Below are 22,571 nucleotides of genomic sequence, written 5' to 3'. Positions count from 1 at the left end.
TTTGTATAAAAAGTAACACCATGAAACATACATATAAGATAAGTGGAATGAGCTGTAATGGTTGTAGTACAAATGCAGAAAATGCCTTAAATACTATTGATGGCATTAAAGTAACAGTAACTTTAAATCCTCCAGAAGCAATAGTAGAAACGGAAAAACCTATTTCTATAGAAAAATTACAAGAAGCTTTAAGTGCAAAAACACATTATACGATAGCAGATATTGATAAGGAAAAATCTTCCTGCTGTGGAAACGATTCTAATAACAAAGTTGAAATCCAACCTCAAAATAATAATATAAATACTTCCCTAAAGCAAGGAAACGGAATATTCTATTGCCCAATGCATTGCGAAGGTGACAAAACTTACAATAAGTCGGGCGATTGTCCGGTTTGTGGAATGGATTTGGTTGAAGAAGCTTCTACCAAAAAAGCAACTCAGTATACTTGTCCAATGCATCCAGAAATTGTAGCCAACGAACCAGGTTCATGTCCAATATGCGGAATGGATTTAGTGCCAATGGAATCAGCTGAGGAAGAAGAAGATAAAACTTATCTTAATTTATTGAGGAAATTTAAGATTGCTGCAGCATTCACCATTCCCATCTTTTTGATTGCCATGTCGGATATGATTCCAAACAATCCGATGTATAAATTAATGGATTTGAAGTACTGGAATTGGGTAGAATTTGCATTTTCTATTCCGGTTATATTTTATGCCACATGGATGTTTTTTGAAAGGGCATGGCGTTCAGTAATTACATGGAATTTAAACATGTTTACTTTAATAGGAATAGGTTCTGGTGTTGCGTGGTTATTTAGTGTGGTTGCTTTAATATTTCCAAACGTATTTCCAGATCAATTTAAAACTGAAGCAGGAACCGTTTATGTTTATTTTGAAGCTGCGACAGTCATTCTCACTTTGGTGTTAATGGGTCAGCTTTTAGAAGCGAGAGCACATGGTAAAACAAATAGTGCAATTAAAGAATTGCTAAAATTAGCACCAAATAAAGCTACCAAAATTGTTGATGGACAAGAAAAAGTTGTTGCAATTGATAGCATCCATCCTGGAGATTTATTGAGGGTTAAACCCGGAGAAAAAATTCCGGTTGATGGGAGTATCCATGAAGGGGAAGCGATAATAAATGAATCGATGATTTCTGGAGAACCAGTTCCTGTTCAAAAAATGATGAGTGATAAGGTGAGTTCGGGAACCATTAATGGCAACAAAAGTTTTGTGATGATTACCGAAAAAGTAGGTTCAGAAACTTTGCTTTCGCAGATTATAGAAATGGTAAATAGTGCCAGCCGCTCTAAAGCTCCAATTCAAAAAATGGCAGATAAAATATCAGGATTTTTTGTGCCTATTGTGGTGTTTATTTCTGTAATCACTTTTATTGTTTGGGCAATTTATGGCCCGCAGCCTCCTTATGTTTTCGCATTTGTGAATGCCATTGCTGTATTGATAATCGCCTGTCCTTGTGCGTTAGGATTAGCTACTCCAATGTCTGTAATGGTGGGCGTTGGTAAAGGGGCACAATCTGGGGTTTTAATAAAAAACGCAGAATCTTTAGAAAAGATGGATAAAATGGAGGTTTTGATTATTGATAAAACAGGAACTATGACTGAAGGAAAACCATCAGTAGAGCATGTAGAAAGCTTAGATCCTGATTTTAGTGAAGCTGATATCCTGGAAAAAATTATCTCATTAAATAGTTTTAGTGAACATCCTTTAGCACAAGCAACTTTAAATTATGGCAAAGATCAAAATATAAAAGCTCAGCAAATTGCTAAATTTGAGGCTATTACTGGTAAAGGAGTAATAGGAGAATTGAAAGGAGAAAACTTAGCTTTAGGTAATGATAAATTGATGGCAGACGCTAAAGCAAACATCACTAAAGAAATTAATGAAAGGGTAACAAACATCCAAAAACAAGGTAAAACTGTTTCTTACTTGGCTTTAGAAAACAAAGTTATTGGTTTTGTGGTAATTTCCGATAAAATTAAAATATCAAGTAAAGAGGCCATACAACGATTACAGAAAGAAGGTTTGAAGGTATTTATGTTTACTGGAGATAATGAAGAAACTGCGAAAGCGGTAAGCGAAAGTTTAAATCTTGACGGTTACAAGGCACAAATGTTACCTCAGGATAAACTGGAAGAAATAAAAAAACTACAAGCATCAGGTAAAAAAGTAGCCATGGCTGGCGATGGTATTAATGATGCGCCTGCATTGTCTCAGGCTGATATCGGAATTGCAATGGGTACAGGAACTGATGTTGCTATACAAAGTGCAGGAATTACTTTAGTTAAAGGAGATTTAAATGGAATTTTTAAAGCAAAACAATTGAGCCATAAAGTGATGAAAAATATAAAACAAAATCTGTTTTTTGCACTTGGTTATAATGTAATTGGTATTCCGATAGCTGCAGGAATTCTTTATCCATTTTTTGGAATGTTACTTTCTCCAATGATTGCTGCATTGGCGATGAGTTTCAGCTCTGTTTCAGTAATTATAAATGCCTTAAGATTAAAGACAACTAATATTAAATAAAAATAAAAGAGATGAATAAAATAATTTTAACAATCGTAATCGGAGCTATCGCTTTTGTTGGCTGTAACCAAGGCAGTAAAACAATTCAGTTAAATCCAAGTGAAGAAAAAACTACTGTATTTGAATCTAAGCCACTAATAGATAATTATTTAGCTATTGAAAATTCACTTGTAATGGACGATAGTAAAACTGCCGCAGATGCTGCAAAAACACTTGTTGAAGCTATAAAATCTTTCGACGAAAAATTGCATAATGCAAAACAGATTAATGTATTTAGAAAAATTAAAGATAATGCTATTCAGCATTCCCAAAAAATTACCGAAAACATTGATAACATAGAAAATCAGCGAGAGCATTTTAAAATGTTAAGTGAAAATATTTATGATTATGCTAAAGTTGCAGATTTACCAGCTCCTGTTTATAAGATAAATTGCCCAATGTACAAGGATGGATCTTTTTGGTTAAGTAAAACTAAAGAAGTTAAAAATCCCTTTTATGGAGATAAAATGATCAGCTGTGGCGATGTTAAAGAAACCATACAGTAATCTTTACGAAAGTCATAAAATTTGAGTTAAACTTATCAGCGTAAGCTAAATTTTTAAAATATAAAAATATGGGATCTATACTTTACATTATTGCAATTATTTTAGTTATTGGTTGGTTGTTCGGGTTTTTTGTTTACTCGTTAGGCGCATTAATTCATGTATTACTAGTAATTGCTGTAATTGCAATTTTACTGGCGATAATTAGAGGAGCAGCTTAATTATTTAACTCTTGAAGTTTAGTTTTTCTTTTTTTAAAGTAACAAAAAGCAGAATTAAACCGATAATAAAGAACATTCCAAGACTTGCAGCACTGTTACGCATATTTCCAGTTAACTCTTCTACAAATCCGAAACTGAAAAGTCCGGCAACTATGGCTAATTTTTCTGTAACATCATAAAAGCTAAAAAATGAAGCAGTATCCGAGGTTCCTTCTGGTACATATTTAGAAAAAGTTGATCTTGATAAAGATTGAATCCCTCCCATTATTAAACCAACTACCGCTGCTAAAACATAAAATTGGTATTCATTAGCTACAAAATAGGCAGCTGCGCAAACAAAAATCCATAACACTACTACAAATATTAATACTTTAATGTTGCCATAAATTTGTGAAAGCCTTGACATTAAATAAGCACCAATAATAGCTACTAATTGAATAATCAATATGGTCGCTATTAATTTAGAAGTTCCTAGATGCAATATCTTTTCACCAAAATTAGCTGCAACTAACATGATGGTTTGTACGCCCATTGCATAAAAAAAATAGGCCGTTAAAAACGATTTTAACACGGGCATTGTCTTCACTTGATCCCAAACTTTTTTTAGCTCACCAAAACCGCTACCCACTTTCTTCTTATCCAATTTATTATAGTTTTGACTCGCCTTTGGCAGCACAGTAAAAGGAAAATATGAAAAGCCTAACCACCAAATACCAACCAATAAAAATGATAATCTTGCAGGAAATGATGCGTCTGTAATGCCAAAAGCTTCAGGAATCAATACAAAAACGAAACAAATGATTTGCAAAATTACACTACCAATATATCCATAAGCAAAACCTTTTGCACTTACTTTATCCTGCTGATCTAAAGTGGCAATCTCAGGTAAATAGGAATTACTAAAAACAATTCCTCCGCAGTAACCAATTGCTGCAACGGCAAATAGAATTATACCCAACTCTAGCGTATCAATCTTAAAAAAGTATAAACCGGCGCAAGCTAAAGCACCAATCCAGGTGAAAACCATCATAAAAGTTTTCTTGTTTCCACGATAATCTGCAGTAGCCGTTAAAATTGGTGTTAAAAAGGCGATGATTAAATAGGCAACCGCCAAAGCATAGTTGGAAAGTGCTGTATTCACAAATTTAAACCCAAAGAAAAACACTTTGTCGTTATTATTACTTGTTGTAGTAATAGCGGTGTAGTAAGCAGGAAAAATAGTGGAAGTGATTACAAGATTGTAAGCAGAATTTGCCCAATCAAACATTGCCCAGGCCTTTATTGTCTTTTTATTATTTTTGAGTTCCATTTTAGGGTTAGATCAAAATATCATCAACAATAAAAGTATAAAAAATCACGATTAGAATTTTAATTAGTTGAGTGTAAAAAAAGAAATAAAATGTCCGAGTTGTAAAAAGTGGACTTTGTGGCGAGGGGAAACTTACGACCGTTGCTTATATTGTAATGAGTTTTTGCAAAATGATGTCTTTATTAAACAAGTAGAAAATAAACTTAGGGAAGAAGTTAAAGAAGAAAGCGATATTTTTTTTGTTAAACCTACAGATGGGAAATTTGTGGGTGCTGCTAAAAGATTTTTAAGAAAATTCAGGCGTTTCTTTGTTTTTGCCCAAGCGGCATTAATTGGCTTCATGACATTTTTACTTTGGCTAATTGGGATGTTGAGCACTTAAATGAAAACACTTTTAAACAGATATTTTGTTGCTTTCAGCTTTGTTTGGCTTATAATTTTTATTTGTACCAAATTGGGATTTTACTTTTATTGGCCAATTCAGTATTATTTAATTGATTTATTGGCTGTGCCTATTCTTGGGCAATTGTGTTTGTGGTGGATGCGATTAATTCTTCAAAAATCTACATACACATTATCTAAATGGAATATTATCTTGTTAATTGTTGGACTAACATTGATTTTTGAAATTTATTTACCCACAAAAAACGCCCGATATACGGGCGATTATTTTGATGTCTTCATGTATATTTTAGGAGGGTTGTTTTTCTTAAAATATATGAACCGTTAATCAGCTTTTGTAAATTCTATTGTTTGACATAAAAACTCAAACTTCCAGAAACCTTTAACTTCTAATAAACCCTCATCATTAAAATAAACTACAGAGCTAAAATGCCTTCCACTATTTGCATCGTAAATTATACCATCTTCCCACCTATTACTTTTAGCATTAAACTTTAAATTTTTAAGTACGCTCATACCTAAAATTCTATTATTTCTTAATTCTTTAACAGGGTTATGTAAATCTTTTCTTGTATGCATTGGTCTATCTGGGTCATCTGTATCATCAAACCAAATTACTTTAGCTCTAAATTCATCATTAAGCTTGTAGACTTCAACCTTAACATTTTTTTCTGTGCTCATCCATTTACCAATTATGGCATTTTCTGTTAAGTTATCAGAAAAAATATTAATAGGTAAAATTGAAATAAATAAAATCGATATAAAATTAATTGTTAACATAGGGTAGCTAAGTTTAATTAATAGAATCTAAAATCATACCATTAAAAACAGTTTGGTTTCAGAAGTGGTTATCAGTCAATTAAGGTAAGGATTTATATGGGAAATAAAAAAGATAAATATTTAAAATCCAAATAAATTAAAAAAAAATCTCTAAAGACTCTATTTAAATCGGGATTTTTAAACCATCATACGCCAATTCAATATTATTCGGAAGCTCTTTCATCACATCTTCATGCTTACCCAATTTATGGCTAATATGGGTGAAATAAGTTTTATCGGCATTCATCTTTTGAGCAAAAGCAATCGCTTCATCAAGCGTAAAATGGGAGATATGTTTTTCTCTTTGTAATGCATTAATCACTAAAATTTCGGTTCCTTTAATTTTTTCCTGTTCGCTTTCGCTGATGGTTTTAGCATCTGTAATGTAGGTGAAATCTTTAATCCTAAAACCTAAAACAGGCAATTTAAAGTGCATTACTTCTATGGGTTTTATATCAAAATCGCCAATTGAAAAATTTTGAGAATGAATTGTTTTAAGATTAATTTGAGGAATACCTGGATATTTATATTCTGAAAAAATATAATAAAACTCTCTTTTTAAAGCTTCCTGAACTGCTTCATTTGCATATATATCTATCGCAGCTTTTTGCTTATAATTAAAAGCTCGGATATCATCTAACCCGGCAATATGATCTTTATGTGAGTGTGTAAATACAACTGCATCTAACTTTTGGACATTCTCACGCAACATTTGCTGCCTAAAATCTGGTCCTGTATCAATAATAATAGTTTTTTGATCAGACTCAATTAAGATGCTACTTCTTAAACGCTTATCCCTTAAATCTGTTGATTTGCAAACCTCACAATCGCAAGCAATTACGGGTACACCTTGTGAAGTTCCGGTTCCTAAAAAAGTAACTTTCAAAATGTAATCTCGGTTTGTTTTAATGAATAATAAAATGCTTTTTGCTTTTCGCTTATTGAAGAAATATCAATGTCTAAAGTTTTAATCAGATCTATTAAAGAATTGATTTTGCTTTCTAAGTTAGAGAATTTATTAACAACAATTATTTTACTACTTTCAATCAGACAGGAACCTGTTTTGAAATTTCCTTTTTCAAATCTTACTTTAAATCCTAACTCTTTTAGCAGAAACTCTAATTTTTCTAAAGTATGATTGGTAAGAGAAATAGACATCACTCAAAATTGCAAAAAAAAACAGAGAATTACCCCTGCTTTCAAAAATATCTTAGCGTTATGATTATCGCAAATCAACTATATCAACACCAGCGTGTGCCTTTGGATCGAAAGTAAATGTTGCATCAGAAACATTCACATTTGGTGTAAAACTTTTAATGGAATAGGTATAAACATTTCCATTTTTATCATTCACAACGATGTTTGAAATTTGCTTATTTACCTTATCTACTCGTAACTTTATTTTAGAAAAAGAACGGGTTTGTAATGGCGCAAGCTCTATGTTTTGATAAACTCTGCCATTTAGTTTTGTATCTCCCAAATAAACATATTTGAAACCTTTTTCATACATCGTAAATATTTTAGCGGGATTTAAAGCATCAGAACTATTATCAATCTCACTAATCTGAACTTCATTATCATTTTTTAAATAAGTCCATTGTACCTGCCCGTTAGAAATTAATTCCTGACCTCCAACTTTAACTTTATATTTATTTTGTGATGATTTAACAAATAAAGTTCCGCTCTGGGTCTCATTGATATTAGCTTGTGGATTTTTTAAGGTGTAACTAAAATCTGCCTTTACAACACTATACGATTTATATTTTTTACTTACTCCTGCTAATATAGATTTTGCTACAGCATCAGATTGCGCAAATGCGCTTCCAATAGTAGTGGCAAAAAACATTATTAACATCAATATATTTAATCTCTTCATTTTAATCCTTTTTGTTCAAGTTAGACAAGAACTGTTCCAATGCATATTCATCAGGCATCAACACTTCTCTAGCTTTACTTCCCTCAAATGGCCCAACAATTCCAGCACCTTCCAATTGATCAATTATTCTACCTGCTCTATTGTAACCTAATTTTAGCTTTCGCTGGATTAAAGAAGTAGAACCTTGTTGGTGCATCACTATTAAACGGGCAGCATCCTCAAACATTGCATCACGATCATTTGGGTCAAAATCTTTGATGCTTCCGCCATCGCCATCATCACCTACATATTCTGGAAGTATGTAAGCTGATGAATAACCGCGTTGTTCTCCAATAAAATCGGTTACACGGTCAACTTCTGGTGTATCTACAAATGCACATTGTAAACGAATTAAATCACTTCCTGTTGATAAAAGCATATCTCCTTTTCCAATCAATTGATCGGCACCGCCGCTATCCAAAATTGTCCTTGAATCTATTTTAGAAGTAACTCTAAAAGCCAAACGAGCAGGAAAATTTGCTTTAATTGTACCTGTAATGATATTAACTGAAGGTCTTTGAGTAGCTAAAACCAAATGAATACCGATAGCTCTGGCCAATTGTGCCAATCTTGCGATAGGTGTTTCCACTTCCTTACCGGCGGTCATCATTAAATCTGCAAATTCATCTATCACCAAAACAATAAATGGCAAAAATTTATGGCCATTATTAGGATTAAGCTTTCGCTTGACAAACTTTTCGTTGTATTCTTTTAAATTTCTTACACCTGCATCTTTTAACAAATCATAACGTTGATCCATTTCAATACAAAGTGAATTAAGCGTATTGATTACTTTTTTTGTATCAGTGATAATCGCATCATCTTCACCGGGAAGCTTTGCTAAAAAGTGTCTCTCAATTTTTTTAAATAATGATAATTCTACTTTTTTTGGGTCTACTAAAACAAACTTTAATTGTGATGGATGTTTTTTATAAAGTAATGAGACCAATATCGTATTAATCCCAACTGATTTTCCTTGACCTGTTGCACCAGCAACTAACATATGCGGCATTTTAGCTAAATCGGCTATAAATACTTCGTTAGATATAGTTTTACCCAAAGCAATAGGCAAATCCATCGTGGTGTTTTGAAATTTCTCTGTCGCGATAATTGAACGCATAGAAACCATTTCTGGATGAGAATTAGGCACTTCAATCCCAATAGTTCCTTTACCTGGCATTGGTGCAATTATCCTAATCCCTAAGGCTGCCAAACTTAAAGCAATATCATCCTCTAAATTTTTGATTTTAGAAATCCTAACTCCTGCTGCCGGGATAATTTCATAAAGCGTAACAGTTGGACCTATAGTCGCTTTAATTTTATCAATTTCTATATTATAATTATTTAAAGTCTCAACAATCTTATTTTTATTGTTTTCTAATTCTGAAGTATCGACAGCTATTTTCCCAGAACCATATTGCTCTAATAATTCTAGTGTTGGATTTTTGTAAGATGCTAAATCCAAAGTTGGGTCAAACGCTCCAAATTGCTCTACTAATTCTGCTGCTTTAGCATCCTCCTGTGTCCTTTCAATAGTCAAAGATAAATCTTCCTGATCTTCAACTTTTGGACTTGGTTTGCTGATTTTATTAACAACCTCATCAAAATCGTCATTTACCTCACTGATAAACTCTTCCTTTTCTAATGTGTTTTCTACTTCAAAAGAGTTATCCATTGTCTGCACAATTGGGATTACTTTTGGATTTGATTGATTATTCCTAATAGGAAAATCGACGTGTTTTGGAATGTAATCCTCATCATTTAACTGTTCTTCATCCTCTTCTTCTTCCTCAATTAAAACATCATCAGCTATAAAACTTTCCTTTAAAGGTTTTGGTTTCCTTTCCGGGATTTTAAAATCTAAATTATAAGCAATAATTAAACAGGTTAATCCTGCAAAAACCAATAAAGCACCAACCCCAGTAGAGCCAATTTGTGCCTGCAATAAAAGGTTAGAAAAATAACCAAATTCACCTTCTATATAATGCGGATAATCGCCAATGAAAGAATGAAAAAATGCTAAAGTAATAGAAGTGAATATCAGCACAAAAAAACTGTAAGCTAATGTTTTGTGGATTGATAATAGTTTTACTTTAAACAATAACCTGTAACCAATAACAACAAAAACAAAAACAAATATAAAAGAGGCTAATCCAAACCATTCGTACATAAATTGATGGGAAAGCAAAGCTCCCAATTTGCCTGTCCAGTTTTGGATATTTGGATTTATTGCACCGTTAGACTTTAATTCGGCAACGGTCTTAAAAAGATTACTCCAACCACCATTGGCATCTACAACATAGCTTTGATCATCTTGCCAGGTAAAAAGATAAGAAGTAAACGATACCAAAAAATAGAGAGAAAGCAACAATAAAAATAGCCCAACAATTTTAATTGCTCTATCATTATTAAAGTTGAATTTTGGCAATCCTTCTCTAGATTCACTTGATATTTTCTTTTTGTAAGGTTGTTGTTGTCCTTCTAGAACTTCTTCCCTTATTGTGTTTTTTTTAAACTGGTTTCCTCTTACAGGCATTCGTTAACTATTTACTCAACAAATATAATTTAATGATTTAGATGGTGGTATAGATTGAACAGATTTTTCTTGATTTCCCAGATTAAGAGATTGCAAAGATTTAGGCATTGAGAACTTTGTAATTCCATTTGTGAGCTTTGTGTTTAATTGCTTATAAAAATCCAACCTCCAAAAATCTTCGTAAATTATATTATAATTCATTTAGGAATTTTTTCCATGATGTTTTAGGTTTTGATGGTTAAACCCTAGTTAATTAATTTAGCTAGGGTTTTTTAATGTATAGATTTAATTAGCCATATATTGATCAAATACTTATAATTGCGATTATTATTTTAATTTAGAATAATGCTTCACAACGATTTAGAAGAATTAATTATTAAGAATGATGAGAACGCCCTTAGAGATTTCTTAAATAAGGATGCTTCTTTACTAAAACAGGTCACATCTCATGATGTTTCCCCATTAATGCTTTCCTGTTATTTTCATAAAGCAAATTCTACAAAAGTTATATTAGAGTTTATTAAGGATTTAAATCTTTTTGAGGCTGCGGCTTCGGGTAAATTTGATGAAGTTGCCCATTTAATATTTGTTGCACCAGAAAAAATAAATGATTACTCTCCAGATGGTTTCACAGCTTTAGGATTGGCATGTTATTTTCAAAACGAAGAAGTTGCCAGATATTTAGTTTTAAAAGGGGCAGATGTAAATTTACCATCCAATAATGGTTTTAATGTGTTTCCACTACACTCTGCCGTTGCGGCCGATAATGTAAATATTTCTAAAATGCTGATTGAAAACCACTCATTGATTAATATTGCGCAACAATCTGGTGTTACACCTTTACATTCAGCCGCACAAAATGGGAATGTAGCACTAATAATTTTGTTATTGGAAAAAGGAGCTAAAGTTGATGTAAGAATGGAAGGCGGAAAGTTACCAGCCGATTTAGCAAGCGAAAAAGGCTATTTAGAAATAGCTGAAATTTTGAGCGCTTAAATTTCCTTAAATTGAAACCTGATTTTTTTGACGTAATTTCTGATGTCTAAAAAAAAAGCCGCAAAAAAATAAAAAATTAGAGGAAAACCAACTGCTAAAAAAGAAGTGTAGATAAAAAACAGCCTGATTTTAGTTTGAGATATTTCAAATTTTTCTCCCAAATAAGTACAAACCCCAAAAGAGTACCTTTCAAAAAATATTAAAATACGGTCTAACATAATTTATGCGCTAAGTATTTTTAATCCAATTCCACAATTTAAACATTTTTTTTGATCACAATAGTTTTTTTTCAAATGAATTACCGCTTGGCTATCAAAACTGTTCTGTACAAAAAGTCCACGTTCTTTAAATCCTTTAGTGATGATATTACTTTCTGCTTTAACATTTTCTAAAATCTCTAAGGAGCTATCAATAAATTGTTTATTACCAATTTGCTTGCCATAAAAAAATAAAAGTGGAGCTATTGCATTTATTAAAATGATTTGAATACTAGATTTTCCAAGATTTACTGATTTTTCCTCCACTTCTTTATCAAACATAAAATGCTTTTCCCAATAATTATTGATCACCAAATCCTCAAATAACTTTACATAATCTGATTGATTTTTTATCTCAATAATCTTAGAAAATAAATGAAACGATTTTATCACTAATGCTGCAAATTGAGAAAGTCTGATAGTTGGAAAATTATCTGGTCGCGTTTTAGAAAATTTCCAAAGACTTGCATCTAAACTAATCAATTGATATTTATTTTTTAAAAACTCAAATTCAGTTTTCAATTGATTTGGATAAACATCTTCAAACTTTCTATCCAACAATCCAGAAATTCCAAAAATTAAAGCTTCAATCTGTAAAGGATTGTTTTTATGTTTTGCTAATATATTTTGTGGTAACTGCTTGGCTAAAATCTCAAAAGGTAAATTATTAACCTTAAAACCAAAGCTTTTGGCTAAGGTGATATAAAAAGTATCTTCCCAATTCCCTTTGTTTAGTTGATAAATTTCATTGATGATGTTAGCCTTATCTTCCAAACGCTCCATCATCATCCTATCTAAAGTTTGTTGCTTGATAAAACTATCAACATTTGGCAACTGGTTTTCGCAAGGAATCCAATAATTATTTTGTCTTAGCTGATCGTAATTTTCAATAATTCTTTTATCAATGATATTCTTTAATTCTAGAACTGGAATAACAGTTTCGTCAGTTCTTTTAATATCAATATCATTTTCCCAAACTACATGAAGAATCACGTTATCATAGGCTCTATCAATATTATGATGATGTTTTAACCAATCAGAAGATTTTAGATGGATTTCTACATTCCCAGCCCAAATGGTTTCTCCTATCTTAATTTTTGATTGATGGAAATCTGGACCAGCATCCAAATTATGAATTCCTGTAGCTAGAATTTGCAAAGTTTCTCCATCAGTTGTTCTCAATCCCAAAGGATTGAACATTTTATATTTCCAAATAAAATGTAGAATAGCTTCTGATGATGGAATGAGCATGGTTAAATTTAAAATAAAAAATCAAAACTATATGAATATCAGAATTTTATAGTTTAAATCAATACCCTAAAAATACCTTGGATTCAATATTGTTCTACTATTTTCCTTAGCGAAGTTATACCTCAACATAATTTCATGACTACCAGAATTATATTTGATTAATCCTGTAGTACTAGCATCATAAGCATAACCCAATCTGATGTTTTTGTTTATCTGTATTTCTGTAAGAAAAGAAATATCAGCTTCGGTACGGTAAGAAACACCTACAGAGAATAAATCGTAAAGCCAAACATTTGCATTAATGTCTGCCTCTAAAGGAGCTCCCCTAACCCCTTTTAATAATAAATTTGGTTTTAATTTTATGTTTTCACTCAAATCAAAAACATAACCAGCAGTAAAAAATAAATGAATGTATTGTCTTGCAATAAATTTATCACCTGCCAGTTTTTGTCCAGTATTTAAAGAGTTATTTAATAAATGTGGTGCAGATAAACCGGCATAAAATTTATCGGTATTAAAATAAATTCCTGCTCCAAAATTTGGGAGAAACTTAGTTACATTATCGGAATAGGCCGCATCAGGCAAACCATCGCTACCTAAATCTACTCCTGCATAGTTAGCACAAAAACGACTAACGCCACCTTGAATGCCAAAAGCTAAAGTAGAGTTTTCCATCATTAACCTGTAGGCGTAGGTACCATAAATTCCTGTAGTTTGTGTAATCCCAATTTTATCATTAAAAGCTTGTAAACCTAAACCCACTTTACTATCGCCAATTGGACCATCAATAGAAATAGTTTGAGTTTGTGGGGCGCCATCAATACCAACCCATTGCTTTCTAGCCAAGGCAGTTGCACTAATTAGATCTCGGCTACCCGCATAAGCTGGATTGATAGCCAAAGTATTAAACATATATTGCGTATACATGGCATCTTGCTGGGCAAAAATGTTTTGTCCAAATGCGAGAAACATCAACACAAAAAAAAGCTTTTTTATAGTTCTTAACTTCATTATCTCTTTATGGTTAAGTACTTTACATATTTATCTTTCCTATCCACTATCACCACGTAATAATAAGTACCGTCTGGCAAATCCTGTCCAATAATTACTCCTTTGTTAGCAATTCCGGTCCAATCATTTTTATAATCTTCATTTTTATAAACCACATTTCCCCAACGGTTGTAAACCTCTAAACTCACCAATTTACCTGCTGTATTTTCTATTACAAATTTATCATGTACCCCATCATTATTAGGAGAAAACCCTGCAGGAAATTTCGAGTCTGAACCTATTAAGGTAATGGGAGTTGGTTCATTTTCTGATGGATTATTATCATTATTTGGATCAGGATTTATTCCATTTGTAGATTCATCTTCGGCATTTCCTCCCAAACTATTTGCTAAACCAGTTGCAATATTATAAAAAACGGAATCGGCAGGCTGTGTAATGATTACGTTTACAGTAAAAGATATAGATTCTGTTTGACTTGGAATTAATGTGCTACCGGGAGATAAAAGCTGCACATCAAATTTTCCATTATAAAACGGATTCGCTTTTAAAGTTCCTGTAGCATTGACAGTTCCTACAATATTAAAGACCACAGAACCGACGAAAGTCTTTGTTAGATCATCTTGAATACCAATATCATTTAATGGCGTATTACCGTGATTTTTAACGTTTAAAGTATAAGTAACATCAAAAGAACCATTTATTTGCTTTTTGGACAAAGCTGCCAGTTTAGAAATTCCAAGTTTTGATAATGGATTAACAGTAATTAAAACTTTTGCTGTAGAATTTATACTGGGATTATCTTTATCTTCAATCGTATAATTGATGGTGTAAATTCCAGCTAATATGCCTTGCAAAATAGTTACTTTTCCCGTAGCTGCATCAACTAAAATATTTGGATTATTAGGGTTGATATTTACTATGTTAACCCTCGATAAATTGGTTGCCTGATCATTCAAAAAATCATTGGCTAGGATGTTATCAATTGCAATTGTTGTTGTTAAAACATTTACTGTTGCAGCGTCATCAACTGCTAAAATCGATCTTGGCTTAACAGTAATTATTATCTTGGCTTGCGCCGAGTTGGACGGATTTATTTTATCTGTAATCTGATAATTGATAACATAAATTCCAGCTGGAGTATTTGCTAATACATTTACTTTTCCTGTTAATACATCAATAATGATATTTGGGTTTACTGTAATCTGGGAAATATTAACATTTGCTAAAGTTGCAGTTACTCCATTAAAACTATCGTTAATCAATATATTAGCAATTGCTTGTCCTCCTAAAAATCCGTTTATTGTAGCTGCATCGTCTGTGACTAAAATTGTTGGAGCAGTAACAGTAATGGTTATTTTGGCTTGCGCCGAGTTGGACGGATTTATTTTATCTGTAATTTGATATTTGATGACATAAATTCCAGCTGGAGTATTTGGTAAAATATTTACTTTTCCTGTTGCTACATCAATATTGATGTTTTGGTTTACCGTAATCTGGGAGATTTTAACATTTGCTAAAGTTGCAGTTACTCCATTAAAACTATCGTTTACCAAAATATTAGCAATTGCTTCTCCTCCTAAAAATCCGTTTATTGAAGCTGCATCGTCTGTGGCTAAAATTGTTGGAGCAGTAACAGTAATGGTTATTTTTGCTTGCGCCGAATTGGACGGATTTAATTTATCAGTAATCTGATAATTGATAATATAAATTCCAGCTGGAGTATTTGGTAAAATATTTACTTTTCCTGTCGCTGCATCAATACTGATTTTTGGATTTACTGTAATTTGGGAGATTTTAACATCTGTTAAAGTTGCAGTTACTCCATTAAAACTATCGTTTACCAAAATATTAGCAATTGCTTCTCCTCCTAAAAATCCGTTTATTGAAGCTGCATCATCTGTCGCTAGAATTGCTGGAGCAGTAACAGTAATGGTTATTTTGGCTTGCGCCGAGTTAGACGGATTAATTTTATCAGTAATCTGATAATTGATGACATAAATTCCAGCTGGAGTATTCGGTAAAATATTTACTTTTCCGGTCGCTACATCAATATTGATATTTGGATTTACAGTAATCTGGGAAATATTGACATTTGCTAAAGTCGCAGTTACTCCATTAAAACTATCGTTAATCAAAATATTATTAATTACAATACCCCCAGATAATCCATTGATTGCTCCGGAATCATCCAAAGCAGAAATACTTGGTGCGTTTACCGTAACCAAGACATTTGCATTAGAAAAATCATTTGAATTAAGTTTATCCGCAAGTCTATAAATTATTGTATAAGTTCCTGCTAGTGTGTTTGGAGCAACACTTACCTGACCTGTAGTTGGGTTTAAAGTAATGTTAGAGTTTGTCGTTGAAATTTGACTTAAACTAACATCATTAAATAAGGCTGGAGCATTTTTAAATTTATCGTTTACAACAACGTTATTAACCACGACGCCTCCGTTAAATCCATTGACGCTTCCTGCATCGTCAACTGCAATTGGAGAGTTTGAAAAAATTTTTATTCTTACTGTAGCTTCTGATGAAGAATTTGAAGTTGTTTTATCTGTAATTTGATATTTTAGGATATAATCGCCGAAAGGTAAACCCGCAGCAACATTAACAATACCTGTATTAACATCTAAACTAATACCAGCATTATCAGAAGAAATTTGTGTTAAATCAATATTTGATAAATTTGCAGGTGCTCCGTTTAATAAATCGTTGATCATTACATTTTGTATTACTACACCACCGGCATTATTAATTTGTCCAGCATCATCAACGGCCAGTATCACTGAAGCATCATTATTGACTTCGATAATTATATCTGCTGAAGCAGTATTTCCTGTGTTTAATCTTTCTTCTATCTGATAGGTAACTGTGTAAAAACCTTCTGGCGTATTTGGTGCTACCGTAACATTCCCTGTACTTGAATCTAAAACTACATTAGGTTGATTTGTAAATAATTGAGATATTTTCACTTCAGAAATTAGAGGTGCTTTACCATTCAATTTATCGTTAGCTAAAACATTAAAAACAGCTAAACCACCTGATGCATTTACAGTTCCTTTATCTTCATTTGCTTCAATAATAGAGGGTGTAACATTAACCGTAACGGTTACCGTAGTTGTGGAAACATCATTTAGATTAAGTTTATCTGAAATACTATAAGTTAGGGTATATATTCCTTGTGGTGTACCTGCAGCAACATTTATAGCCCCATTATTGAGATTTAAATGTATTCCAGGATTATCGGTGTTTATTTCCAACAAATTAACATCAGAAATTTGTGGAACTGCACCTTTAAAAAAATCATTAGCTAGAACATTTTGTAACGCAATTCCTCCTAATCCTCCATCAACATTACCATTATCTGGATTAGCCAAAATGTTAACATTTCCTTCTGTAACTGTAATAATAACATCGGCATAAGAAGTGCTTTCTGGTTTTAGCTTATCTTCTATATTGTAAGCTAAAGTATAAACTCCATTTGCAGTCCCTGGCGCAACTATAACTTGTCCTGTATTAACATCTAAGCTAATTCCAATATTATTAGTGAAAATTTGAGTTAATATAACTTCTGATAATACGGGGATATGCCCTTCTAAATCATCATTAGCAAGAATATTATTTACTGCAATGCCTCCGGATATTCCATAAACAGAACCAGCATCTTCTTTTGCAATGAGTTGTGATAGTCCACCATTAATTTCAACAATTACATCTGCAAATGAAGAAAAGGCATTATTTGTTTTATCTTCAATTACGTAAGTTATAGTATAAAATCCATTTTTTGTGCCGGGATTTACTATTATTTGTCCTGTATTATAGTTTAAATTAATTGCCGAATTATTAGAAAAAACCTGATAAAGATTGACTTGATTAATTAGAGGAGGAGCTCCACCAAAATCATCATTTGCGAGAACGTTTTCCAATGCAATCCCTCCAGTTGTGCCGTTTGCTGTACAATTATCCTCGTTTGCTTTTATTAAATTTGGGCCACCTGTAACTGTAATAATTACATCAGCCGCTCCTTTATTTGCAGGATTTGAATTTTCAGAAACCTGATAAGTTAAGGTGTAAAATCCATTCGGAGTTCCCGCTGCAACACTTACTGATCCTGTGTTTAAATCTAAATCAATACCAGGGCTATTAGAAAAAAGTTTGGTTAAACTTACATCTACAATATTTATTACAGAGCCGTTTAACAAGTCATTTTGCAAAACATTTTGAACAGTTATTCCTCCAGTTATACTATTTGCACTACCAAAATCATCATTTAAGTCTAATGAGCCAGTCCCAGAAACATTAACGGTAACATAGGTTATCGCAGAAATAGAAACATCATTTTTATCTGTAATCTTGTAGTTTAGAATGTATGGTCCGCCAGGAGTATTTGGGGCGACAATAACCTTCCCAGAAGAAACATCTAAAGTAATATTTGGATTTGAGCTAGAAACAAACTCTAAATTAACGTTTGCCAAAGTTGCTGCTTGTCCTGCAACTTTATCATTTGCTAAAACATTCGCTACGGCTATTCCCCCAGTAATTTCTGGAACTTGACCAGCATCATGTGTAGCCAATATTGGAGCATCTATATTCCCTTGATTATTTGTACTAATACTTATATTGATATTTGCAGTACTAGAAAGCAAAGGATTATTTTTATCTGATATTTTATAAACTAAATTATAATTACCACTTGGTAATGAATTATTAACTGTTACTTTCCCTGTTCCAGTCTCAATATTAATTTCTGGATTACTTGTAGAAACCTGAACGATATTGACTTTAGAAATATCTGCTGAGGTACCATTAATAAAATCATTCACTAAAATATTATTGATAACTGCACCACTAAAATTTGCATTAACATAGGCGTAGTCATCAATAGCCCTAATTACTCCAATAGAAATTTTAGCGAAATTATCGTTTAGATTTGGGTCTGGTTCGTCTGCTTTTATTGCAGCTGTGTTGGCATAATTGCCAAATGGATTTACTTTAGCAACAATTGTAATTGTTGCTGTAGCATTAACGGGAAAATTTCCTAAAGTCCAAATTGGATTGTTAAAACTACCTTGATTAGGATTTGCGCTAACAAAAGTAAAACCGGAAGGCAAAACATCTGTAATTCTAACGTTTGATGCATTAGAAAATCCATTGTTTTTAACATTAATTGTAAAACTTACATTGTCTCCAACTTGTGCAATTGCTGTATTTGAACTTAAACTTAAAAATAAATCTGATTGGTTATTTTGTGCTTTTGAAATAAAAGAATTAAAAACTAAGAAATTAATAATTATTGCCGTTTTTAAGAAAGTAATTAAAACTAAACGTTTTACTGAGGGCATATAATTAATAGATCTGGAGGATTGTTTGTTTACGCATATACTGTTTTAAAAGTTTTTCTTAAAATCAACTTTTAGTTACTGAAATTTATTTGAGTAAAAATATATAAAGGTTAAAATGTGGAGTTTTAAAATTATGAACATATTATATTATAATGTTGATAACCAAAAAATTATACTCAAAAAAAAAGGAATCCAAATTTGGATTCCTTTTTTTGTTTTCCTAAAACAGAATATTATTTATTTTACTGCATCAACTATTGCTTTAAAAGCATCTGGATGATTCATTGCTAAATCTGCAAGAACCTTACGGTTTAAGCCGATATTTTTAACAGCAACTTTTCCAATAAATTGAGAGTAAGACATTCCATGCTCACGAGCAGCAGCGTTAATACGCTGAATCCACAAACCTCTGAATTCTCTTTTCTTAACTTTTCTATCTCTAAAGGCGTATTGTAAACCTTTTTCAACAGTATTTTTAGCAATGGTAAAAACCTTGCTTCTTGATCCCCAATAGCCTTTGGCCATATTTAGGACTTTCTTTCTTCTTCTTCTTGACGCTACTGCGTTAACCGAACGTGGCATAATTTAATTGTTTTTGGTAAGAGGTGAATCCGCTAGCGGAATGCTTAAACCCAATCCCTGGTTAATAATTATTTACTTTCCGATGCAAAGCATACGTTGAACATTTCCTAAATCACCATCAGATACATAGCTGGTTTTAGTTAAGTTACGTTTTTGCTTTGTCGATTTTTTTGTTAAGATGTGGCTTTTATACGCACCTTTTTTCTTGATTTTACCTGTTCCAGTAAGCGAAAAACGCTTTTTTGCACTGGAATTGGTTTTCATTTTTGGCATAATAATGCTTTTTGTTTTAACCTGTTTATATTAATTCTTTCCTGCTTTAGGCGCAACTGTTAAGAACATTCTTTTACCTTCTAATTTAGGTAATAGTTCTACTTTTCCTACGTCTTCTAAGGCTTGTGCAAATTTTAATAATAAAATTTCACCTTGCTCTTTATAAACGATAGCTCTACCTTTAAAGTGAACATAAGCTCTTACTTTCTCTCCATTCTCTAAAAATGAAACGGCATGTTTTAATTTGAATTGAAAATCGTGATCACTAGTATTAGGACCAAATCTAATTTCCTTAATTACGGTTTGTTTAGCGTTTGACTTAATTTCCTTAAGTTTTTTCTTTTGCTCGTAAACAAACTTGTTGTAATCAACAATTTTACAAACTGGTGGAACGGCGTTTGGAGAAATCTCAACCAAGTCAAGATCTAGCTCTTCTGCCATTGCCAACGCTTTTTCAATAGGGTAAATTCCCTGCTCTATATCCTCGCCTACTACCCTTACTTCTCTAGCTCTAATACGTTTATTGATATTATGAGCTGGTTCTGTGGTTCTTCTGCTTCTATTCGGATTCAATTTTGGTCTGATAATCGGCCTCCCTTTTAGTTAATTAAAATTTCTTTTTGAAGATGATTGCTGAACTCTTCTATACTCATCACTCCTATATCACCTTCGCCATGCTTTCTTACAGAAACCGTACCATCCTGCATCTCTTTCTCCCCTATAATAAGCATAAAAGGAATTTTCTTGACCTCGGCGTCTCTAATTTTTCGACCAATCTTCTCGTCGCGGAAGTCAATCAAGCCGCGAATATCGGAATTATTTAATGAATCCAAAACATTTTTACCATATTCTTCATATTTTTCTGAGATTGGTAGAACGATAAATTGCTCTGGCGTAAGCCATAATGGAAAGTTTCCTGCACAATGCTCAATTAAAACCGCAACAAATCGTTCTAAAGATCCAAATGGTGCCCTATGAATCATTACAGGACGATGTTTTTGGTTATCGCTACCAGTATATTCCAGCTCAAATCTTTCAGGCAAATTATAATCTACCTGAATTGTTCCCAACTGCCATTTTCTTCCTAAAGCATCACGAACCATAAAATCTAGTTTTGGTCCATAGAAAGCCGCTTCACCTAACTCTACAACTGTACTTAAACCTTTTTCTTCAGCGGCTTCAATGATGGCAGCCTCAGCTAATTCCCAATTTTCATCAGAGCCAATATATTTGGTTTTGTTTTGAGGATCTCGTAAAGAAACTTGTGCAGTATAATTTTCAAAACCTAAAGCTTTAAAAACATAAAGTACTAAATCTATCACTTTTTTGAATTCCTCTTTTACTTGATCTGGACGACAAAATAAGTGAGCATCGTCTTGAGTAAATCCTCTTACACGAGTTAAACCATGTAATTCTCCGCTTTGTTCGTATCTATAAACTGTCCCAAACTCTGCCAAACGGATTGGTAAATCTTTGTAAGAACGAGGTTTAAATTTATATATCTCACAATGGTGAGGGCAGTTCATCGGTTTTAGAAAAAACTCTTCTCCTTCCTGCGGAGTTTTTATCGGTTGAAATGCATCAGCTCCATATTTCTCATAATGGCCAGAAGTTACATACAAATTTTTGTGCCCAATATGCGGTGTAATTACTTGTTCATAACCGGCTTTTTGTTGTGCTTTTTGTAAAAATCCGACTAATCTTTCTCTTAAAGCAGTTCCTTTAGGTAACCACATTGGTAAACCCATTCCTACCTTTTCAGAAAAAGTAAAAAGTTCTAATTCTTTACCTAATTTTCTGTGATCACGTTTTTTAGCCTCTTCAATCATATGAAGATACTCAGTCAGTTCACTTTGTTTAGGGAAAGTAACTCCGTAAATCCGAGTTAGTTGTTTTCTACTTTCATCGCCACGCCAATATGCTCCTGCAACATTCATCAGTTTTACTGCCTTGATGAAACCTGTATTTGGTATATGTGGACCACGGCATAAATCTGTAAAGTTACCTTGAGTATAAAAAGTGATTTTACCATCTTCTAAATCTTTGATCAAATCAAGCTTGTATTCATCTCCTTTTTCTTCAAAGTATTTTGTAGCATCAGCTTTAGAAACAGCTGTTTTAACATATTCGGATTTTGTACGAGCAAGTTCTAAAAATTTATCCTCGATCTTTTTAAAATCATCAGAAGAAAATTCTCTGTCGCCAAAATCAACATCGTAATAAAAACCAGTTTCAATAGCTGGCCCAATTCCAAATTTTGTGCCTGGGTAAAGAGATTCTAAAGCTTCGGCTAGTAAATGAGCAGAAGAATGCCAAAAAGTTGATTTACCGTTGGTATCATTCCAGGTTAATAATTTAACCGATGAATCTTCTTCAATAGATTGAGAAGAATCTACTACTTTACCGTTTACTTCGGCAGCTAAAACGTTACGGGCTAAGCCTTCTGAGATAGAGAGCGCAATTTGATGCGCATTGGTTCCTTTGTCATAATCCCTAACAGAACCGTCGGGAAGTGTAATTTTAATCATCTACGATATGATTTATAAGTTGTAAAAATTTA

20 protein-coding genes are annotated in these 22,571 nt (G+C 32.6%); 6 read left to right on the top strand and 14 right to left on the bottom strand.

What is annotated here, in order from left to right:
• The first annotated feature begins 20 nt into the window (after nt 1-20).
• The 3 genes from A5893_RS04445 (at nt 21) to A5893_RS17635 (ending at nt 3,315) form a co-directional block, all read left to right on the top strand.
• Complete coding sequence (locus tag A5893_RS04445) at nt 21-2,552, top strand: heavy metal translocating P-type ATPase (RefSeq protein WP_068821317.1); 2,532 nt, start codon at nt 21-23, stop codon at nt 2,550-2,552.
• Nucleotides 2,553-2,563: 11 nt separating this feature from the next.
• Entirely contained in the window at nt 2,564-3,097 is a 534-nt protein-coding gene (locus tag A5893_RS04440) for a DUF3347 domain-containing protein (protein ID WP_068821316.1), read from the top strand.
• A 68-nt stretch (nt 3,098-3,165) separates the two neighbouring features.
• Nucleotides 3,166-3,315 (top strand): lmo0937 family membrane protein, encoded by a 150-nt coding sequence (locus tag A5893_RS17635; RefSeq protein WP_157687428.1) that lies wholly within the window; start codon nt 3,166-3,168, stop codon nt 3,313-3,315.
• 4 nt (nt 3,316-3,319) lie between these two features.
• On the opposite strand, the gene A5893_RS04435 is transcribed toward A5893_RS17635, so the two are convergent.
• Nucleotides 3,320-4,624, bottom strand: coding sequence for an MFS transporter (locus tag A5893_RS04435; protein WP_068821315.1), 1,305 nt, complete (start codon nt 4,622-4,624; stop codon nt 3,320-3,322).
• A gap of 67 nt (nt 4,625-4,691) precedes the next feature.
• On the opposite strand from A5893_RS04435, the gene A5893_RS04430 reads away from it, so the two are divergent.
• Both A5893_RS04430 and A5893_RS04425 read left to right on the top strand, forming a co-directional pair.
• Nucleotides 4,692-5,006: a hypothetical protein gene (locus A5893_RS04430; protein ID WP_157687425.1), complete on the top strand. Its 315-nt coding sequence runs from the start codon at nt 4,692-4,694 to the stop codon at nt 5,004-5,006.
• Complete coding sequence (locus A5893_RS04425; protein WP_068821313.1) at nt 5,007-5,354, top strand: hypothetical protein; 348 nt, start codon at nt 5,007-5,009, stop codon at nt 5,352-5,354. It abuts the gene before it with no gap.
• Here A5893_RS04425 and A5893_RS04420 read toward each other — a convergent pair.
• From A5893_RS04420 to A5893_RS04400, 5 genes are all read right to left on the bottom strand, one after another.
• Nucleotides 5,351-5,806, bottom strand: coding sequence for a DUF2147 domain-containing protein (locus tag A5893_RS04420; protein ID WP_068821312.1), 456 nt, complete (start codon nt 5,804-5,806; stop codon nt 5,351-5,353). The genes A5893_RS04425 and A5893_RS04420 overlap by 4 nt on opposite strands.
• Nucleotides 5,807-5,969: 163 nt before the next feature.
• On the bottom strand, nt 5,970-6,731 hold the full coding sequence (locus tag A5893_RS04415) for an MBL fold metallo-hydrolase (protein ID WP_068821311.1): 762 nt from the start codon (nt 6,729-6,731) through the stop codon (nt 5,970-5,972).
• Nucleotides 6,728-7,003 carry a hypothetical protein gene (locus tag A5893_RS04410; RefSeq protein ID WP_068821310.1) on the bottom strand — a complete coding sequence of 92 codons (276 nt, stop codon included), beginning with the start codon at nt 7,001-7,003 and terminating at the stop codon, nt 6,728-6,730. The genes A5893_RS04415 and A5893_RS04410 overlap by 4 nt, the downstream gene beginning before the upstream one ends.
• 64 nt (nt 7,004-7,067) lie before the next feature.
• Complete coding sequence (locus A5893_RS04405) at nt 7,068-7,721, bottom strand: LolA family protein (RefSeq protein ID WP_068821309.1); 654 nt, start codon at nt 7,719-7,721, stop codon at nt 7,068-7,070.
• Between the two features lies 1 nt (nt 7,722).
• Nucleotides 7,723-10,296, bottom strand: coding sequence for an FtsK/SpoIIIE family DNA translocase (locus A5893_RS04400; RefSeq protein WP_068821308.1), 2,574 nt, complete (start codon nt 10,294-10,296; stop codon nt 7,723-7,725).
• 345 nt (nt 10,297-10,641) lie between these two features.
• On the opposite strand from A5893_RS04400, the gene A5893_RS04390 reads away from it, so the two are divergent.
• On the top strand, nt 10,642-11,292 hold the full coding sequence (locus A5893_RS04390) for an ankyrin repeat domain-containing protein (protein WP_068821306.1): 651 nt from the start codon (nt 10,642-10,644) through the stop codon (nt 11,290-11,292).
• Here A5893_RS04390 and A5893_RS04385 read toward each other — a convergent pair.
• The 8 genes from A5893_RS04385 to thrS all read right to left on the bottom strand — a co-directional run bounded on the left by A5893_RS04385 (nt 11,289) and on the right by thrS (nt 22,539).
• Nucleotides 11,289-11,510 carry a PspC domain-containing protein gene (locus A5893_RS04385; RefSeq protein WP_068821305.1) on the bottom strand — a complete coding sequence of 74 codons (222 nt, stop codon included), beginning with the start codon at nt 11,508-11,510 and terminating at the stop codon, nt 11,289-11,291. The two genes, A5893_RS04390 and A5893_RS04385, sit on opposite strands and share 4 nt — an antisense overlap.
• Nucleotides 11,511-11,513: 3 nt before the next feature.
• A complete protein-coding gene (locus A5893_RS04380; protein ID WP_068821304.1) occupies nt 11,514-12,800 on the bottom strand; it encodes a DUF2851 family protein in 1,287 nt (428 codons plus the stop codon).
• Nucleotides 12,801-12,866: 66 nt separating this feature from the next.
• Nucleotides 12,867-13,811, bottom strand: a complete 945-nt coding sequence (locus A5893_RS04375) for a PorP/SprF family type IX secretion system membrane protein (RefSeq protein ID WP_068821303.1) — start codon at nt 13,809-13,811, stop codon at nt 12,867-12,869.
• A complete protein-coding gene (locus tag A5893_RS04370; RefSeq protein WP_068821302.1) occupies nt 13,811-19,156 on the bottom strand; it encodes a T9SS type B sorting domain-containing protein in 5,346 nt (1,781 codons plus the stop codon). The genes A5893_RS04375 and A5893_RS04370 overlap by 1 nt, the downstream gene beginning before the upstream one ends.
• Nucleotides 19,157-19,393: 237 nt before the next feature.
• Nucleotides 19,394-19,738 carry a 50S ribosomal protein L20 gene (gene rplT, locus A5893_RS04365; RefSeq protein ID WP_068821301.1) on the bottom strand — a complete coding sequence of 115 codons (345 nt, stop codon included), beginning with the start codon at nt 19,736-19,738 and terminating at the stop codon, nt 19,394-19,396.
• Between the two features lie 72 nt (nt 19,739-19,810).
• Nucleotides 19,811-20,011, bottom strand: a complete 201-nt coding sequence (gene rpmI, locus A5893_RS04360) for a 50S ribosomal protein L35 (protein WP_068821300.1) — start codon at nt 20,009-20,011, stop codon at nt 19,811-19,813.
• 30 nt (nt 20,012-20,041) lie between these two features.
• Complete coding sequence (infC, locus tag A5893_RS04355; RefSeq protein ID WP_082911315.1) at nt 20,042-20,584, bottom strand: translation initiation factor IF-3; 543 nt, start codon at nt 20,582-20,584, stop codon at nt 20,042-20,044.
• A gap of 26 nt (nt 20,585-20,610) precedes the next feature.
• Nucleotides 20,611-22,539, bottom strand: coding sequence for a threonine--tRNA ligase (gene thrS, locus A5893_RS04350; RefSeq protein ID WP_068821299.1), 1,929 nt, complete (start codon nt 22,537-22,539; stop codon nt 20,611-20,613).
• Nucleotides 22,540-22,571: the final 32 nt, after the last annotated feature.

The sequence above is a fragment of the Pedobacter psychrophilus genome (assembly GCF_001652725.1).
Taxonomy (GTDB): domain Bacteria; phylum Bacteroidota; class Bacteroidia; order Sphingobacteriales; family Sphingobacteriaceae; genus Pseudopedobacter; species Pseudopedobacter psychrophilus.
The sequence above is the reverse complement of the archived record's forward strand: the minus strand, read 5'-3'. Positions and strand labels throughout refer to the sequence as shown.

What these genes read in the sequence shown, in the direction of transcription:
- A5893_RS04445 (WP_068821317.1), top strand. Translation starts at nt 21, where the DNA reads ATGAAACATACATATAAGATAAGTGGAATGAGCTGTAATGGTTGTAGT.
- A5893_RS04440 (WP_068821316.1), top strand. Translation starts at nt 2,564, where the DNA reads ATGAATAAAATAATTTTAACAATCGTAATCGGAGCTATCGCTTTTGTT.
- A5893_RS17635 (WP_157687428.1), top strand. Translation starts at nt 3,166, where the DNA reads ATGGGATCTATACTTTACATTATTGCAATTATTTTAGTTATTGGTTGG.
- A5893_RS04435 (WP_068821315.1), bottom strand. Translation starts at nt 4,624, where the DNA reads ATGGAACTCAAAAATAATAAAAAGACAATAAAGGCCTGGGCAATGTTT.
- A5893_RS04425 (WP_068821313.1), top strand. Translation starts at nt 5,007, where the DNA reads ATGAAAACACTTTTAAACAGATATTTTGTTGCTTTCAGCTTTGTTTGG.
- A5893_RS04420 (WP_068821312.1), bottom strand. Translation starts at nt 5,806, where the DNA reads ATGTTAACAATTAATTTTATATCGATTTTATTTATTTCAATTTTACCT.
- A5893_RS04410 (WP_068821310.1), bottom strand. Translation starts at nt 7,003, where the DNA reads ATGTCTATTTCTCTTACCAATCATACTTTAGAAAAATTAGAGTTTCTG.
- A5893_RS04405 (WP_068821309.1), bottom strand. Translation starts at nt 7,721, where the DNA reads ATGAAGAGATTAAATATATTGATGTTAATAATGTTTTTTGCCACTACT.
- A5893_RS04400 (WP_068821308.1), bottom strand. Translation starts at nt 10,296, where the DNA reads ATGCCTGTAAGAGGAAACCAGTTTAAAAAAAACACAATAAGGGAAGAA.
- A5893_RS04390 (WP_068821306.1), top strand. Translation starts at nt 10,642, where the DNA reads ATGCTTCACAACGATTTAGAAGAATTAATTATTAAGAATGATGAGAAC.
- A5893_RS04385 (WP_068821305.1), bottom strand. Translation starts at nt 11,510, where the DNA reads ATGTTAGACCGTATTTTAATATTTTTTGAAAGGTACTCTTTTGGGGTT.
- A5893_RS04380 (WP_068821304.1), bottom strand. Translation starts at nt 12,800, where the DNA reads ATGCTCATTCCATCATCAGAAGCTATTCTACATTTTATTTGGAAATAT.
- A5893_RS04375 (WP_068821303.1), bottom strand. Translation starts at nt 13,811, where the DNA reads ATGAAGTTAAGAACTATAAAAAAGCTTTTTTTTGTGTTGATGTTTCTC.
- A5893_RS04370 (WP_068821302.1), bottom strand. Translation starts at nt 19,156, where the DNA reads ATGCCCTCAGTAAAACGTTTAGTTTTAATTACTTTCTTAAAAACGGCA.
- rplT (WP_068821301.1), bottom strand. Translation starts at nt 19,738, where the DNA reads ATGCCACGTTCGGTTAACGCAGTAGCGTCAAGAAGAAGAAGAAAGAAA.
- rpmI (WP_068821300.1), bottom strand. Translation starts at nt 20,011, where the DNA reads ATGCCAAAAATGAAAACCAATTCCAGTGCAAAAAAGCGTTTTTCGCTT.
- thrS (WP_068821299.1), bottom strand. Translation starts at nt 22,539, where the DNA reads ATGATTAAAATTACACTTCCCGACGGTTCTGTTAGGGATTATGACAAA.